Below are 15,962 nucleotides of genomic sequence, written 5' to 3'. Positions count from 1 at the left end.
GAGCGCGCTACACCACCGCGTAGACCGCCCAGGTGAGCAGGAAGCCGATGACACCGAAGATGGTGGACACGGTTGTCCAGTAGCGGAGGCCTTGTTTGACGTTGAGTCCGAGGTACTTGGTCACGATCCAGAAGCCGGAGTCGTTGATGTGGCTGAGTCCCAGGCCACCGAAGCCGATGGCCACCATGACGAGTGCGGCTTGGACGCTGCTCAGGCCAGCATCCGCGATGGGTTGTGCGATGAGTCCGGCGGTGGTGAGAAGTGCCACCGTTGCGGAACCCTGCGCGGCGCGGAGAGCGGCGGTGAGCAGGAACGCGGTGAGAATAAGCGGCAGGCCGGTGCCGGCGAGAAGGTCGGAAAGAACCTGGCCGATGCCGGATTCAACGAGCACGTTGGCAAAGGCACCGCCAGCGCCGGTGACGAAAATGATCACGGCGACGGCCGGCAGGGCGGAGTCGAGGACATCCGAGGATTCCTGGCGGTTCCAGCCGCGCTGGCTGCCCAGGACGCACCAGGCCACGAGCACAGCGATGAGAAGGGCAACCGGGGACGCACCGATGAAGGAGGCGACATCGCGGGCGAAGGAGTCTTCTTCCAGGACCATGGCGCTGGTCGTGCCCACCATGATGAGGACAATCGGCAGCAAGATGAGGCCGATGATGGTCCACGGTGACGGTGGGTTGTCCACCTCGTTCACACCGGCGTCCTCAACCGGGGATGCGGCGCGCTCAATGCCGCTGACATCAATGCGGCGGGTGATCAGGTAACCCAAGGCCACGGTCACGGCAGCGATGGGTAGGCCGATGGTGAGGAGGAGGCCAGCGTCGCCGTCGAGAAGCTCTGCTACTGCAACCGGACCTGGGTGCGGTGGCAGAACAACGTGAACGGTGAGAAGTGCTGCGGCGACGGGCAGACCGATCTTGAGTGGGTTGATGTTGGCCACGGCGGCGAAGCCGAAGATGATCGGCGCGAGGATGATGAAGCCAACGTCGAAGAAGACTGGAATGCCCAGGATGAATGCGGCGATGACCACTGCGGCGACGATGCGTTTGCGGCCGAGTTTGCCGGTGAAGTATTGGGCAAGGGCGGTAGCACCACCGGATTCTTCAATGATCTTGCCCAACATGGCGCCAAGGCCCACCACCACGGCGACGGAGCCAAGTGTTTTGCCCACACCGCCGGTGACCACACTCACGGACTCGGCCAGCGGGATGCCGGAGAGCACTGCCGTGGCTAGGGAGACCAGGAGCAAAGCCACGAAGGCGGGCATGCGCACCCAGATCACCAGGGCCAGTAGGACGGCAACGGCCGCGAGGCCGAGCCAAATCAAACCAGTACCGGTAATCATGCGTTCCCACCCTTCGGGCCGGTCGGGGAGGAAATGGTGATGATGGAGGAATCATCCTTCGCAGCCATCCCGCGTGCGAAGGCCTGCAGGTACTGCTGCTCAGCAGCAGCGGCAACAGGCACAGCGATGCCAGCGGTTTTCGCGGCGGCGGTGACAATACCCATGTCCTTGACAAAGATGTCAATGCGGCTTTTCACTTCCGCGCCTTCCTCGGTGTATGCATCCAGCATGCGCTCACCGCGATCACCCAGCATGAAGGATGCGGCGGCACCGCTCATAAGGGCATCCAGCGTGGCCTTCTGGTCCAGACCTAGCTCACCCGCCAGGGCGAGGGCCTCACCAGCAGCGGCGATGTGCACGCCGCAGAGCAGCTGGTTCACGGTCTTCAGGGCCTGGCCCTTGCCTGGCTTGTCGCCAACAATCACCAGATTGCCGGCCATTGCCTCAAGCACATCGCGGTAACGGTCAACCACCGCAGGTTCAGCACCGACGGTGACCAAGAGGTCGCCTTCGCCGGCGCGGACGGGGCCGCCGGACACGGGGGCGTCGATAAGCGAGATGCCCATGTCACCGAGCATGGCTGCGGTCTGCTCCACGGCAGCAACGCCCACGGTGGAAATGAGCAAGATTGCGGCGCCGTCCTTCATGCGTTCGGCGATGCCGCCTTCACCAAAGAGAACATCAGTGAGCTGCGCGTGGTTGCGCACGGCGAGCAACACAACGTCGGCGCCTTCAGAGGCTTCGAGAGCAGTGTTGAACACCTCCAGGCCAGCCTCGCGACCAAGCGCCAGGCGCGCCTCGGCGATGTCTACGCCACGGACGATGAAATCGTGGTTACGCAGGTTCGTGGCAATCGGCAGGCCCATCGCTCCGAGGCCAACGACGGTGATGGTGTGTGACATGGTGTGCTCCTTTAATTCAGGGGATGAGTGGAAAGCGCGGCAACGACCTCGGCGAGCGAGTCATCCGTGCCCACGTTTCCAGCGAAGACGATGTACGGGACGCCAGCGGCAGGGCCGTCAAGCAGCTGCCACATGGAGATGATTCCGGGTTGCATCGGGCCAATGACCATCGCGCGGGTCATCTCCAGGCCCTTCGATGCAACATCGGAGGACGTAATGCCGCCCTTGGCAATAACGAAGGCAGGCGTAATGCGGTTGACCACACGGTTAACCACGGTGACGAGAGAATCAGAGACCTTGCGGGCAATCGCGAGCGACTCATCCGGGGTTGCCCCGCGCACGAGTTCACGGGAGGTATGGAAGATGACGTTGCCACGGGTGAGCAACTGTTCAATCTCGCCGGCAAGTTCCGCGATGTAGTCTTCGCGGTCCTCCCCGATCACGCGCGCCACATCCATCTCCACGACGGGCGCGCCATTGGTCTCCTTCAGCCGCGCGAGCTGACGCGTCGTGGTGGGCACGTGCGAACCAATCACGATGAGACCGCCGGCCACGTTGTCCGTGTTCTGCCGAAGGTCCGCCACGCGCTCCGGGCGCACCGGCTCCGGCACATCCTGTCCAATCCGCGCGCGCACAAACGGCGGGCCAACGCGGTAAATGAAGTTTTTACCAGCACGTTCAGCCGCGATCAGGCCGAGCGACAGCAAACGCAGATCATCTTCCGTGACAATGTCCACGGCGATCGGGGTGCGGTCGTGTGCTTGAAGCAATTGCTTTTCGACGCCCCCTTGCTCCCCCCTCACCACATCCAGCGGGATCTCAATCACGTCGGCAGCTTTCACCGCGCCGCCAGTCTTCTCTTCCACCCAGTCTGCAATGCGGGAGTGCTTGTAACCAAAGGTGGCGTCCTGGGCGAACTCGGTGTCTTCCACCTTCTGGTAGCCATCAGTGTCATTGCCCGCATAGTGCACGCCGCCGACGGTGATGCGGCCGGCATCGCCGAAAGCCGGGACAATGACATAGCCGTCGATGGTCTGGCCGTTCGCCTCTGCGACCCCCGCGAGCGTGTCCGGCTCAAGCGGGTAATGCCCACGCAGCGTGGAGTCAGAGCGGGAAACGAAGGCAACCTTCTTGTCCAGCTTCTTCGCTGCTGCAATAGCCGCGCGAGCCACGTCGAGGTTGATCGCGCGTGCATCTGCCGGGCCCAACGAACGGGAGTTAGTCATGACATAGATCGCGGGGACGTCCTGCTGGAGTGCCCAGGCCATGTCATCTTCTTCCCAACGGGTCAGTACCGGAAGGTTAGCTACGGACTGGGTGCCCGTCGGGTCATCATCCAGCACCACCAGCGTGGTGTCGGTGGTGGGGATGGCCGATGCGGGGACGCGGACGGGTTCGGGGTAGCCCTCAAGCAGGGTTTGCAGGGAAACCATTGTGACTCGCTTTCTTCTCGCCAAATCCTCAGACCTCTGAGGAGTCACTTGAAAGGTTAGTACCTGCAACGCATTTAACCTTGTTATGTGAGTTGCATCACAGAGAAACTACCCCCGATTGTTGCCCCTATCGGACGTTCGTAGGTCCGACCATGTTTGATCCATGTGGGCACGCATGGCATTTTTTGCCCCCTCCGCATCCCCCGCCTTAATGGCTTCCAGGATCTTCTTGTGGTGCCGGTCAGCGCGGACGCGCACCGCCGAATCCGCGGTGGTGGCCCGGCGCGAATCCGCCAACGCACCCTCCAGCGGACGCATGACAGCCATGAGGAATGGGTTGCCCGTCGCACGTAGGATCTGGTTGTGAAAATCCACGTCTGCCCTGTTCACACCCTCAAGGTCACCGCTGTCAGCGGCCTTAGCGAAGCGCGCAAGACAGGCCTCAAGCTCCTCAATATCCTCCGCCGTGCGGTTGTTAGCGGCATGCCCGCAGGAGCCAACCTCGATCATCCGGCGCACTTCAGTGAGGCGCTGATTGACCTCAGCTTGCGGCAAGACCTGACGCCACACCTCAACCAGGGTTTCCATATCGCGCCACTGACTACGGGGCAGCACGAAAGTGCCCCGCCCGTGTACGACTTCGAGCACGCCCCGATCAGCGAGTGCGCGAACAACCTCACGCATGGTCGGGCGTGAAACCTCAAGAAAATCAGCGAGCGCCTGCTCACCGGGCAAGGCTTCACCTTCGGGGAAGTGGCCGCTCGCAATGGAGTTGACCATTTTCTCAATCCCCTCGGTGACCAAGTCCCTCCGCACGCTAGCCCCTAGTGCCCGCGCGGCTGGTCGATGGGTTTGCCGTCTTCAAAGTAGGTGCGCACGTGGTTGTCAAAGACGGACAGTGCTGCACCGATGGCCATGTGCATGTCCAGGTACTGGTAGGTGCCCAGGCGGCCACCGAAGAGGACCTTGTTCTCGCGGGACTCGGCGGCGGCGAGCTCGCGGTAGCGCTTGAGCATCTCACGGTCTTCGGGGGTGTTGATGGGGTAATACACCTCATCATCGTCCTCGGCGAAGCGAGAGTATTCCTTCACAATGACGGTCTTATCGTCGGGGTACTCAGTGCGCTCCGGGTGGAAGTGGCGGAACTCGTGGATGCGGGTGTACGGGACATCCGCATCGTTGTAGTTCATCACCGGGGTGCCCTGAAAGTCCCCGGTGTCTAGGACTTCCTGCTCGAAGTCGAGGGTGCGCCAGCCAAGGCGACCTTCGGCGTAGTCGAAGTAGCGGTCCAGCGGGCCGGTGTACACCACCGGGGCATCGGGGGATTCACCGCGGATGGAGTCGCGGACGTCGAACCAGTCGGTGTTCAAGCGGACATCGATAAGCTCATGCGATGCCATCTTCTCCAACCAGGCGGCGTAACCGTCGACGGGGAGGCCTTCGTACTTGTCGTTGAAGTAGCGGTTGTTGAAGGTGTAGCGCACTGGTAGGCGGGAAATGATTTCCGGCGGCAGGTCTGTCGGGTCGGTCTGCCACTGTTTGGCGGTGTAGTGCTTCACAAATGCGTCGTAAAGCGGCTTGCCGATGAGCGCGATGCCACGCTCCTCCAGGTTCGTTGCTGCGGCCGGGTCGAGACCCTCGCGCTGCTCCTCGATGAGCGCTTTCGCCTCGTCCGGGCTGTAGTACTTGCCAAAAAACTGGTTGATCAGGCCCAGCCCCATGGGGAACTGGTACGCCGTGCCATCGTGCATGGCGAACACGCGGTGCTGGTAATCAGTGAACTCAGCGAAGCGGTTGACGTACCCCCACACACGGTCATTGGAGGTGTGGAACAGGTGTGCCCCGTATTTATGCACCTCAATGCCCGTATCGGGTTCCTTTTCGGAGTACGCGTTGCCGCCGATATGCTCGCGCTTTTCGACGACGAGTACCCGCTTACCCAGCTCCGACGCTGCCTGCTCCGCAATGGTGAGGCCGAAGAAGCCGGAGCCGACAACGATGAGGTCATACGTATTGGTGTCACCTGAAGTCATGGGCCCAAGGCTACTGGGAAATGGGGTGGAAGCGCTAGATAGGCGCGACACACTCGCGACACACCAGCAAGTCACACTATTCACAAAAGCCCCATAAGTGATCTATAGTTGCTATTCGTCTAGATTAGTCACAGCTGTAACTATTAACTCAGGAGCGTAGAACGTGAAACAACGACGCCACCTCAACCCTTCCACCAGGAAGAAGACCCCGGTCATCGCTGTTGCCAGCACCCTCGCCGTCATCGCGGCGAGCGTCTTCGGCGGCAACGAGATCCTCAAGACCCAGGACGTCGGCTCCGCCAACATTCAGGTTTCCTCTTCCACAGCGTCCCTGGCTGACGCGAAATCCATCATCGTTGATGATCCAGCCGTGGCCACCCAAGGCGAAGGCGATGAAGCCCGCACGGTGAAAGAGTTCGTCCGCGATGAGGAATTCTCCGTTTTCGGCCTGACCTGGGAAGGCGACCGTGACATTGCCGCTTTCGTCCGCGCCGAGCGCCCAGACGGCACCTGGTCCGAGTGGTACGAGATGGACGCCGAAGTCGGCCCAGACGGCGTTGCCAACGGCACCGAGCCGATTTACGTAGAAAAGACCAAGCGGGTTCAGGTCTCCACAGCAAACGTTGACCTCGTCGCACACGATGCTCCAGCAGAGGATGCACCGGCTGATACGCCGTCTGAATCGCCGGTGGGCACTGCGGACAGCGACCTGCCTGACTCCTCCCCTGTTGACCTGTCTGGATTCCCCTCCGGCACAGGTCCGTCCGTGCTGGGAGACCGCGCACTGCCAACCAACTACGGAGAGATCGCCCCAGTTGCAGACGTTGAAGAGCTGGCAGATGAACCGTCCGAAGGCAACGCCGACAACGCCCCAGTGACCACCGCTGCTGACCTTGACGCTGTGTTCATTGAAGGTGGTGAAGGCACAGCCGATGGCGCAATCGCCCCGGCGCAGTACAACACCAACGGCATGCCACGCGTAGTGTCCCGCTCCTCCTGGGGCGCAGGCAAAAGCCGTACCCCGTACTACTCGGAGCCGACCAAGGCGATCACTATTCACCACACCGCCGGTTCCAATAACTACACCGCTGCGCAGGCACCGGGCATCGTCCGCGGAATTTGGGCTTACCACGCCAACAACCTCGGGTGGGGTGATATTGGGTACAACGCCCTCGTAGATAAGTACGGCAACATCTACGAAGGCCGCGCTGGCGGGCTGGACCGCAACCCGCAGGGCGCACACGTTGGTGGCTTCAACGCCCACACCTGGGGCATTTCAATGCTGGGTAACTACATGAACGCGCAGCCCACCCAAGAGTCCCTGAACGCGATGGGTGAAATGATCGGTTGGAAGGCTGGCACCGCAGGCCTTGATCCGACCGGCAAGGTCTGGCTGACCTCCGACGCAAACTTCCGTGGCACCAGGTACAACCGGGGCCAGGGCGCGAACTTCAATGTTGTGAATGCTCACCGCGACTTCCACTACAACAGCTGCCCGGGCGATAACCTGTACGGCCAGATGGGGTACATCCGTAATGTGGCCAAGAACAAGGCCAACGCGGTGCGCTCCAACCAGGCCTACACTCCGCCAACGTCAAACCCACAGCAAACTGCGCCCACTCCATCGCAGCAAACACCACCAAAGACCGGTACTGTTCCGAATAATAATGGCACAACCACGACCATCAACAACCTGGCCAACACCTCTAGCGACATCTCCTTTGAGGGCATTCTGAATGGTGACCCGGCTGCTATTGCCACCGCGGCAGGCACCGTTGGTGGCGCGCTCCTGCTCTTCGCTGCCGGCAACGACATGCTGCCTAAGCAGGTGAGCAATGTGGCAAACCTGGAAATTATCCCGGGCATGACGCTGGCCAGCATCCGCCCGTACGTCGGCCAGTTCATTAACGCCGTGGGCAGCCCGGAGGCGAAGCAGAAGTGGAGTCAGTTTGAGCCGATGCTCGGCAAGCTCGACGGTGTGCTTCAAGGTGTCGGTGGCGACGAGTACGGCATCTTCGAAAAGGGAATTGCCTTGCTCAGCGCCGATGGCAACCAGGTGATCTTGCCTGAGCAGATCGCCGATGCGTGGATCAAGCAGGGCCTGGACCTGGGTCCGCTGGGTAAGCCGGTGAAGTCTGATACCGCCGCCAACAATGGCGATATCCGCGTTGACTTCGCTCGCGGTTCCATCACCTACCGCGTGACCACGGGCAACCTGGATATCGACGTTAAATAGATCAAGCTACATCAAGCCAGATCAAGGGAGCGAGCCACGGCTTCCTCCCACCGCGCAATGAGCCGGTCCCGGTCGGGGCCGGCCATTGTGTTTTCCCAGGTCTTTTCCTGCCCAAGGCTCAGCGGCTCATCCACAAGCCCTGCCCCGATCCCGGCGGCACTCGCCGCACCCATCACGGTGGTTTCCATGTTGTCAGGCCTCACGACGGTGGATTCCAACACATCGGCCTGCATTTGCATGAGTAGGCTGTTCGCGGTCATGCCGCCGTCCACACGCAAAGCATCAATGCTTATCCGCGCATCCGCTTCCATTGCCCGCACCACCTCCAACGTCTGCAGGCAGGTGGCATCTAAGGCAGCCCGCACGATGTGGCGCCGGTCGGTGTAGCGCGTGATGCCTGTGATCACACCACGGGCATCCGGCCGCCAGCGTGGCGCGAACAGTCCGGAGAAGGCCGGCACGATAACTACGCCAGCGGAATCCTCCACCTGACTGGCCACCTTCTCTGATTCAGCCGCGTTGTTGATGATGCCCAGTTGATCCCGCAGCCACTGGATGAGCGAACCACCCACAGCCACGGAGCCCTCTAGCGCATATACCGGTGGTTTACCCGCCTTCTGGTATGCAACAGTGGTGAGCAAACCGTGTTCGGAGAAATGCGGCTTGTCGCCGGTATTGAGAAGCATGAACAAGCCCGTGCCATAGGTCATCTTCGCCGTGCCTTTATCCAAACAGCCCTGCCCGAACAGTGCCGCCTGCTGGTCGCCGAGCACACCTGTGATGGGCACATCGCGTGAGCTCTTCTTCCGGCGAATCGACCCGAAGTTGCCAAAGCTGGGTTTGATCTCCGGCAAGATCTGCCGCGGCACCCCGATTTCCGCGCAAAGTTCCTCGTCCCACTTCAGCGTCTCCAAATCCATGAGCAGCGTGCGCGATGCGTTGGTCACGTCCGTGACATGCTGTGCGTGCCCCTTGGCAAACCCGAACATGCCTGCGAACACGGACCTGCGAGATTCCCGCGCCCCACCCGTGAGGTTCCAGATCAGCCACGTATCAATCGTGCCGGCCAACAGCTCGCCCTTTTCCGCGCGTTCGCGCGCGCCCTCCACGTTGTCCAGGATCCACGCCCACTTCGGGCCCGCCGGATAAGAATTAGCCAACAACCCTGTCTTTTTCAGATACCGCGTCTTATCCCCGTCCGGGGCCACGTCTTCCGTGCGGGTGTCCTGCCACACAATGGCGTTATAGATCGGCTTTCCGGTCTCCTTATCCCAGATCACCGCTGTTTCACGCTGGTTGGTCAGCCCAACAGCAGCCAGGTCCTCCACATCGAGATCCGCGGCAACCAAGGCCTCCGAGAGTGCCCGGCGCGTGTTGCGCCAGATCTCACGGGGGTTGTGTTCCACCCATCCTTCGCGCGGCATGATTTGTTTGTGCTCAAACTGGGCGGTGCCCACCACCTCGCCGTCGGGAGTGGTGATGTAGCACCGGGTGGACGTTGTTCCCTGGTCAATCGCGGCGATGTATGGCATGGGGGTTATTTAACCCTAGAACCAACTCTCAAGGACACGCGCTACACCAAAATCATCATTCGACGTGGTCACCACATCAGCCGCATCCTGCACGAGTGGCTCCGCATTCGCCATGGCCACACCCATGCCAGCCCACGCCAACATCTCCATGTCATTCGGCATATCACCAAAAGCAAGGACCCGTTCACGCTCAATGCCATGTTGCGTAGCGACGATCGACACACCCGTCGCCTTATTCACCCCCGGTGCACTGAACTCCAGCAGCCCCTCGTTCATGGAGTAGGTCACGTGAGCATCTTCGGGGTCGATGAACGGCGCCAATACGTCGAAAAGCTCCTGCGAACTCATCTCCGGGTGGCGCACGAGAATCTTCGCGGCGGGCACCGATGTCAGCTCCGCAACGTCCACCACCCCATAGCCGATATCCCACAAATCAGGGCTGTAACCAGGGGTAATGAGGAAGCATTCTTCCTCCGGGTCAAAGGCGGAACTGCCCACGCGCTCCACGCCGAAACCGTAGGTGCCATAGCCTGCCAAAGCCTCACGCGCGATCTCCGCGATGCGCCCCAACGCCTCCGTGTCCAACTCATGGCGCACCAGCACCTCATCCAGTGACGGGTCATACACCACCGCACCGTTAGCGCAGATGCAGTCCGGGGTAAACGGCAACTGATCCAGCACCGGCGTCAACCACCGATGTGGCCGCCCCGTGGCCAGCGCGATCTTCGTACCCATGCGCGCCGCCCGCGTAATCGTGTCGCGCAGACGCGAACTCACGCGTCCATTGCTATCCAGCAACGTGCCATCAATATCGCTCACAATCAGCTTCGGCGGCTTAGGGGTTGACACGAGGAATCGACCTACCCTTTCTTCTGCTTCTTCCGGCTCTTCCGCTCGGCCTTGGCTCGCTGGTCAAGCACTTTTGCCTCCTCTACCGTGGGTGCCGATCCCCCCATCGACGCTGCCATCCAGTCTAAGCCCTCCGGGAAGGGGCCGAAGCGGTCGTTGTATTCTTCCCGGGCGCCTTCGAGAAGCACCTGCATCGCTTCTTTCAGCCGGACCGTAATTTCTTCGTGCGACCCCTCCGTGGACACCGCGGGCCCGATATTCGTGATGATCGGATACTTTGTCCGACCCATCTCAATTTTCCCGCGTTTCGCCCAAATCCGCTGCGTGCCCCACGAAACAGATGGGATTAACGTGGCACCCGAGGCCTTCGCAATACGCGCCGCACCCGTTTTGAACTCCTCCAGCTCAAAGGAACGCGCCAGGGTGCCTTCCGGGAAAATTCCCACAACCTGATCGCTGTCAGTCAGCCGCTCAATAGCCTTATCGACGCTACCCGCACCCATCGACCGGTCCACCTCAATCTGCCCCGTACCCCGCGCAGCTGGCCCCACCAGCCAATGATCAAACAGCTCTTTCTTGGCCATATAGCGCGTCGGCCGGCGCCCACGCAGCAAACCCGGCAACGCACCGGTGACAAAGTCGTAGTAGCCAATGTGGTTCCCAGCAACCAGAACTGGCCCCTCCGCAGGCATGTTCTCCAGGCCGTTGACGTAAAACTTCAGACCCTGAAGCCGCAGGATAGGCACCACCGTGTTGAGCACCGCCCGGTACCAGCGTTCATTTTTCCAGCCTGGCTGCTCCGGCAGTGCAGGGACATCTTCAGGGATGTAGAAAACGCCCTTCTCAACGCGGTAACTCGTCATGTTTTACCCCTGCTTCTTCGCCTGCTTCTTGGCGAGTTTCGCTGCGCGTTCCTTCTCCTGGATCACCGTGGCTTCCTCCAGAGTTGGAGCGCCACCGCCGAGTGATGCGGGCATCCACTTCTGGCCAGGCTCAAAGGGTCCGAACCGGCGGGCATACTCTTCGCGGTTGAATTCCAGCAGTTCCTGCATCGCTGCCTTCACCCGGCGCGTGTCCTCCTCCGCGTCACCGGTGGTGTACACAGGCTCCCCATAACTGAGCACAATCGGGGTGTGGGAACGGCCCAGGTTTTTAGGGATCCCCTTGGTCCAAATACGTTGTGAGCCCCAAATCACCGTGGGGATCATGGGCACCCCAGCCTCATCCGCAATGCGGGCCGCACCCGTTTTGAAGTCCGCGAGCTCAAAGGAGCGCGAGAGCGTGGACTCCGGGAAGATACCCACCAAGCCACCACCACGCAGCCACTTCGTTGCCTCAGCGATCGCGTCCATGCCTGCAGATCGATCCACCGGCACATGCTTCATCCCCCGCATCAAGGAACCGACGACCTTGGTGTCAAAGACCTCTTTTTTCGCCATAAACCGCACCAGGCGCTTGCCTCGCAGATGCGCCCCAATTCCGGCAATGATGAAATCGTAGTAGCCCGTGTGATTGATCACCAACAACGCGCCGTCCCGCTCCGGCAGATTCTCCGCACCGTGGACATAAAACCGCAGACCCTGGGCCTGCATGATGCGCTTAAAACCACCAATGATGGCCTGGTAGAAACGCTCCTTCGACTCCACCGGGTGAGGTGCCGGCTCCACAAAATCTGCCGGCACCTCAAACAGTGGGCCAATCCACCGCTTCGGCTCCTTGTCCCCAGTCATGTTGGGACCCCTTTCACAGACAGTTAGTTCTTGGAAAGGATATCTTTTCCAACCCACGGGCGGAGTGCCTCAGGCACCACCACCGAGCCATCAGCCCGCTGGTTATTCTCCAAAATGGCCACCAGCCAACGTGTTGTTGCCAGAGTGCCGTTGAGGGTGGCAGCGGTCTGCGTCTTGCCCTCCTCATCACGGTAACGAGTAGCTAGGCGGCGACCCTGGAACGTCGTGCAATTCGACGTCGACGTCAGCTCACGGTACGTGCCCTGCGAGGGCACCCACGCCTCCGTATCAAACTTGCGGGCAGCTGATGACCCGAGATCTCCCGCCGCGACATCAATAATGCGGTACGGAACCTCCACCGCGGCAAGCATCTCACGCTCAAGCCCCAGCAGTTTCTGGTGCATCTCCTCTGCATCTTCAGGCTTGCAGTAAACAAACATCTCCAGTTTGTCGAACTGGTGGACACGCAAAATACCCTTCGTGTCCTTGCCGTACGAGCCCGCTTCTCTACGGAAGCAGCTCGACCACCCCGCATACAACAACGGCCCCTCGCTTAAATCAATGATCTCGTCCTTGTGGTAACCCGCCAACGCCACTTCCGACGTACCCACCAGGTACAGCTCATCGCGCTCGAGATAATAAATCTCCTCATCATGCGCATCCAGAAAGCCTGTGCCCTGCATAATCTCCGGACGCACAAGCACCGGCGGGACCATCACCTTAAAACCAGCCTCACGCGCCTTCTGTGCCGCCAGCATCAACATGCCCAGCTGCAGCCACGCACCGTCACCCACCAAGTAGTAGAAGCGGGCGCCACCGACTTTGGTGCCCCGTTTGACGTCGATAAGCCCCAGCTCTTCACCCAGATCCAAGTGATCCTTAACCTCGAAATCAAACTCTGGCACCTCCCCCACGTGCTCAAGAACAACGAAGTCCTCCTCACCCCCCGCGGGCGCTCCCGCGATGACATTGGAGATCGAATACTGCAACTGCGTCACACGTTCCTCCGCCCCCGACTGCGCAGCCTCCGCCTCCTTCACCTTCGCCTTCAACTCATTCGAACCCTCCAGCAACGCCGGACGATCCTCCGGAGCAGCCTGACCAATCCTCTTGCCAAACGCCTTCTGCTCCCCCCGCAACTCATCCGCCTTAGCGATGGCCGCGCGCCGCTCCTCATCAGCCTTCAACAGCGCATCCACCAACGCCGGATCCTCACCACGAGCCAGCTGAGAGGCACGAACAACATCCGGATTTTCACGCAGAAACTTCAGATCAATCACAAGCCCCAACCCTACCCGTTGGACTGGGCCCACGAGCTGCAGGCATGATGGTGTATATGAATAACGGCACTTCGCTTTCCCGCACAGGACTGCGCACCCTGCTCATCGCCGGACTCGCCGGCGCACTGTGCATGGGCACATACGCCGGAACAACCGGACTAACCCTGGCTTCCGACAAACAATCAGGCGCCAGCACCGGCGGCACCCCGGAACCCGATGCCAACGGCGTCATCCCCTTCACCGCCGCCAAAGAAGGCACCTGCCTGACCTGGGACATGGACGACAAAGGCACCATCAGCGACTTCGAAGAAACCGACTGCAACAAAGAACACCGCTTCGAAGTCTCCTCCCGCGAAGACCTCAACACCTACCCCACCGCCGAATTCGGCCCCGGCGCCCCACCACCAAACCAAACCCGTCAGGCCCAGCTCCGCGAAGAGCTCTGCCAAACCGCATCCATCCGCTACCTCGGCGGACGCTACGACCCCTCCGGCCGCTACTCCATCGCCCCCATCCTGCCGCCCACCGACGCATGGGAAGACGGTGACCGCACCATGCTGTGTGGCCTCCAAGAAACCGACACCGAGGGCGTACCCATCCTTACCACCGGCAAAGCTGCCGAACGCGACCAAGCCCGCGTCGCCGAAACCGGAACCTGCCTGATCACGGACCAGGCCAACAACCTCAACGTTGTCAAATGCTCCGACCGACACCACATCGAAATCACCGGCAAAGTCGACCTCGCCCCCGTCTTCGCCGACCACACCCCCTCTGTCGACGAACAAAATAAGTACCTCGGCGACGTTTGCGCCAAAACTGCCGAAGAATACGTCGGCGGCGAAGAAAACCTCTACCAAACCACCCTGCAGATCTACTGGGGCACCTCCACCACACGAGCTTGGGATGGTGGCAGCCGAACCGTCAACTGCGGCCTCATGTTTGCTAAAGACGATCGCTTCGCCTCCCTCACCGGCTCCGCCAAGGACGGCCGTGAAGCGCTCACCGTCGATGGCTCCGTTCCTGCCCCGCCACCAGAGCGTCGACCGCTGCGCTCTGCACAGGGTAGAGCTGCTGGCCCCGCCCCCGTTGCACCCCAGCCTTACAACGCACCTTAAATCATGGACCCCATCAGCGACGAAGAGTTCGAGTCCCTCATCAACGATGCCCTCGACCTCATTCCTGAATCCTTCGCCCGGTCCATGACCAACATGGTCATCCTGGCCCGGCCCTACAACGAGGACAACCCCACCCTGCTCGGGCTTTTCCAGGGAGTCCCCCTCACCGAACAACATGCCAACCACACCGGCTACCTGCCGGATGCCGTGTTCATTTACAAAGACGCGCTCGAAGCCATCTGCTCAGATATTGAGGAACTCCGCCACGAGGTCAAAGTCACCGTCTTCCACGAAGTTGGGCACTACTTCGGGCTAGAGGAAAATGAGTTGCATGAGTTGGGGTGGGGTTAGCCGCGCAACCCGGCGAGGTCATACTTGCCCCAGCGCACGACCTGCCAATCCCCGAAGGTGCCGGCAGGATCCTCACCTGGGTCTAGGACGACGTATTCACAGTTGGGGAGGTAGGACTGCTCGGCAAACTGGGGGTCAACCTGGCAGGCATTGGCGGTAAACCCCCTGATGGCCCCACCGTGCGAAACGATCACGGTGCTACCGCGGCTAGAACCCGATGCACCCGCAGAACCGGCAGAATACAAGGCAGGGTCAAGCGCGGCCAGCACCCCAGCGCGGTAACGGGTGAGGAAAGTCTCCAGGGAGTCGCCGTCTTCGACGGTGGCGGCGAGGTCCCGGCGGTAGAAGCCGCGGAATGCGGTGAGGTAGGCCTCGTGGGCTGCGGACGAGTTGTGCATTTCCCACCGTCCAGCCTGGATTTCGTGGAGGCCGGGCAGGGCAGGGATGTCGCCGACCAGGGAAGAAAAGGCGATAGCGGCGGTTTGCCGGGCGCGTAACGCTTCGGAGGAAAAGACCCTCCCTACCTGGTAGTCAGCTGAAATCGCTCGGCCCGCAGCCAAAGCCTGCTCCTCGCCGAGGGGAGTCAGGGGTGCACCGGGGAGAAGAGTATCCAGTTTGCGGTCGACGTTGGAGGTGGTTTGGCCGTGGCGTAAAAGAATCAGCATGACTAGTCTCCTAACTCTCCTAGATCTCCAGTGCGGGCAGCCCGAACCCAATCTTCGGCTTGGGCAAGGCGGGCGGGGTCCATCATCGTCGACGGAACAACCCCAGAATCCGAGTCGCGGTAGCGCGGCCACGACCCAAGGAACGTCACCCGGGTGGCACGGAGCCAGAGGGAGCGCAGCGCTTCTGCGAGTGGGATGTCGTCGATGTGGCCAACAAGGTCAACGTAGAAGTTGTAGGTGTTGGCTTCCTCCCGAGTCGGGCGGGATTCAATGCGTGTGAGATCCACACCGCGGTAGGCGAACTCGTGCAGGGCGCCGACCAAAGTGCCGGCTTCGTTAGGGAGCTGGAAGACGACAGAGGTGCGGTCATCCCCAGTGCGCGGGGTGGGCACCCCGGTGGGTCCTGCCAGCACAAAGCGGGTGCGGGCGGTGGCCAGGTCCGCGATGCCGGTGGCGTGGACCTCCAGCCCAAACAGGTCGGCGGAACG

The 15,962-nt window shown here is 61.1% G+C and carries 15 protein-coding genes; 3 read left to right on the top strand and 12 right to left on the bottom strand.

Going from position 1 to position 15,962, the window contains the following annotated elements; translation table 11 throughout:
- Positions 1 to 7 precede the first annotated feature (7 nt).
- The 5 genes from F4V54_RS03340 to glf form a co-directional block, all read right to left on the bottom strand.
- Positions 8 to 1,345, bottom strand: a complete 1,338-nt coding sequence (locus F4V54_RS03340; RefSeq protein WP_150386248.1) for a GntP family transporter — start codon at positions 1,343 to 1,345, stop codon at positions 8 to 10.
- Complete coding sequence (locus tag F4V54_RS03335; RefSeq protein WP_150386233.1) at positions 1,345 to 2,250, bottom strand: NAD(P)-dependent oxidoreductase; 906 nt, start codon at positions 2,248 to 2,250, stop codon at positions 1,345 to 1,347. Before F4V54_RS03335 ends, F4V54_RS03340 begins: the two co-directional genes overlap by 1 nt.
- Before the next feature lie 11 nt (positions 2,251 to 2,261).
- Positions 2,262 to 3,683, bottom strand: a complete 1,422-nt coding sequence (locus tag F4V54_RS03330) for a four-carbon acid sugar kinase family protein (RefSeq protein ID WP_150386232.1) — start codon at positions 3,681 to 3,683, stop codon at positions 2,262 to 2,264.
- A 108-nt stretch (positions 3,684 to 3,791) separates the two neighbouring features.
- On the bottom strand, positions 3,792 to 4,499 hold the full coding sequence (locus tag F4V54_RS03325) for a FadR/GntR family transcriptional regulator (protein WP_034665126.1): 708 nt from the start codon (positions 4,497 to 4,499) through the stop codon (positions 3,792 to 3,794).
- Between the two features lie 8 nt (positions 4,500 to 4,507).
- Positions 4,508 to 5,716 (bottom strand): UDP-galactopyranose mutase, encoded by a 1,209-nt coding sequence (gene glf / locus F4V54_RS03320; protein ID WP_150386231.1) that lies wholly within the window; start codon positions 5,714 to 5,716, stop codon positions 4,508 to 4,510.
- 163 nt (positions 5,717 to 5,879) lie between these two features.
- Between glf and F4V54_RS03315 the strand changes: the two genes are divergently transcribed.
- A complete protein-coding gene (locus F4V54_RS03315; protein WP_150386230.1) occupies positions 5,880 to 7,952 on the top strand; it encodes an N-acetylmuramoyl-L-alanine amidase in 2,073 nt (690 codons plus the stop codon).
- An 11-nt stretch (positions 7,953 to 7,963) separates the two neighbouring features.
- Here F4V54_RS03315 and glpK read toward each other — a convergent pair whose 3' ends face one another.
- Genes glpK through serS form a run of 5 tightly spaced genes read right to left on the bottom strand, consistent with a single transcriptional unit; the run spans position 7,964 to position 13,343 of the window.
- The gene (glpK, locus tag F4V54_RS03310) at positions 7,964 to 9,484 is read right to left on the bottom strand and encodes a glycerol kinase GlpK (protein WP_211359455.1); all 1,521 of its coding nucleotides are present in this window, start codon (positions 9,482 to 9,484) and stop codon (positions 7,964 to 7,966) included.
- Positions 9,485 to 9,499: 15 nt separating this feature from the next.
- Entirely contained in the window at positions 9,500 to 10,333 is an 834-nt protein-coding gene (locus F4V54_RS03305) for an HAD family hydrolase (RefSeq protein ID WP_150386228.1), read from the bottom strand.
- An 11-nt stretch (positions 10,334 to 10,344) separates the two neighbouring features.
- Positions 10,345 to 11,196, bottom strand: a complete 852-nt coding sequence (locus F4V54_RS03300) for a lysophospholipid acyltransferase family protein (RefSeq protein ID WP_150386227.1) — start codon at positions 11,194 to 11,196, stop codon at positions 10,345 to 10,347.
- Between the two features lie 3 nt (positions 11,197 to 11,199).
- Positions 11,200 to 12,063 (bottom strand): lysophospholipid acyltransferase family protein, encoded by an 864-nt coding sequence (locus F4V54_RS03295; protein ID WP_150386226.1) that lies wholly within the window; start codon positions 12,061 to 12,063, stop codon positions 11,200 to 11,202.
- 23 nt (positions 12,064 to 12,086) lie between these two features.
- Positions 12,087 to 13,343: a serine--tRNA ligase gene (gene serS / locus F4V54_RS03290; RefSeq protein ID WP_034665109.1), complete on the bottom strand. Its 1,257-nt coding sequence runs from the start codon at positions 13,341 to 13,343 to the stop codon at positions 12,087 to 12,089.
- Between the two features lie 56 nt (positions 13,344 to 13,399).
- Between serS and F4V54_RS03285 the strand changes: the two genes are divergently transcribed.
- Together F4V54_RS03285 and F4V54_RS03280 are read left to right on the top strand one after the other, a co-directional pair.
- The gene (locus F4V54_RS03285) at positions 13,400 to 14,458 is read left to right on the top strand and encodes a septum formation family protein (protein ID WP_249041220.1); all 1,059 of its coding nucleotides are present in this window, start codon (positions 13,400 to 13,402) and stop codon (positions 14,456 to 14,458) included.
- Between the two features lie 3 nt (positions 14,459 to 14,461).
- Complete coding sequence (locus tag F4V54_RS03280; RefSeq protein ID WP_034665107.1) at positions 14,462 to 14,809, top strand: metallopeptidase family protein; 348 nt, start codon at positions 14,462 to 14,464, stop codon at positions 14,807 to 14,809.
- Here the strand turns inward: F4V54_RS03280 and F4V54_RS03275 are convergent.
- The gene (locus F4V54_RS03275; RefSeq protein WP_150386225.1) at positions 14,806 to 15,474 is read right to left on the bottom strand and encodes a histidine phosphatase family protein; all 669 of its coding nucleotides are present in this window, start codon (positions 15,472 to 15,474) and stop codon (positions 14,806 to 14,808) included. The two genes, F4V54_RS03280 and F4V54_RS03275, sit on opposite strands and share 4 nt — an antisense overlap.
- Positions 15,475 to 15,476: 2 nt before the next feature.
- Positions 15,477 to 15,962, bottom strand: a 486-nt coding sequence (locus F4V54_RS03270) for an ACT domain-containing protein (protein WP_150386224.1), incomplete at its 5' end; no start/stop codon positions are given.

This window comes from Corynebacterium tuscaniense (assembly GCF_008693065.1).
In the GTDB taxonomy this organism is placed as follows: Bacteria; Actinomycetota; Actinomycetes; order Mycobacteriales; family Mycobacteriaceae; genus Corynebacterium; species Corynebacterium tuscaniense.
The sequence above is the reverse complement of the archived record's forward strand: the minus strand, read 5'-3'. Positions and strand labels throughout refer to the sequence as shown.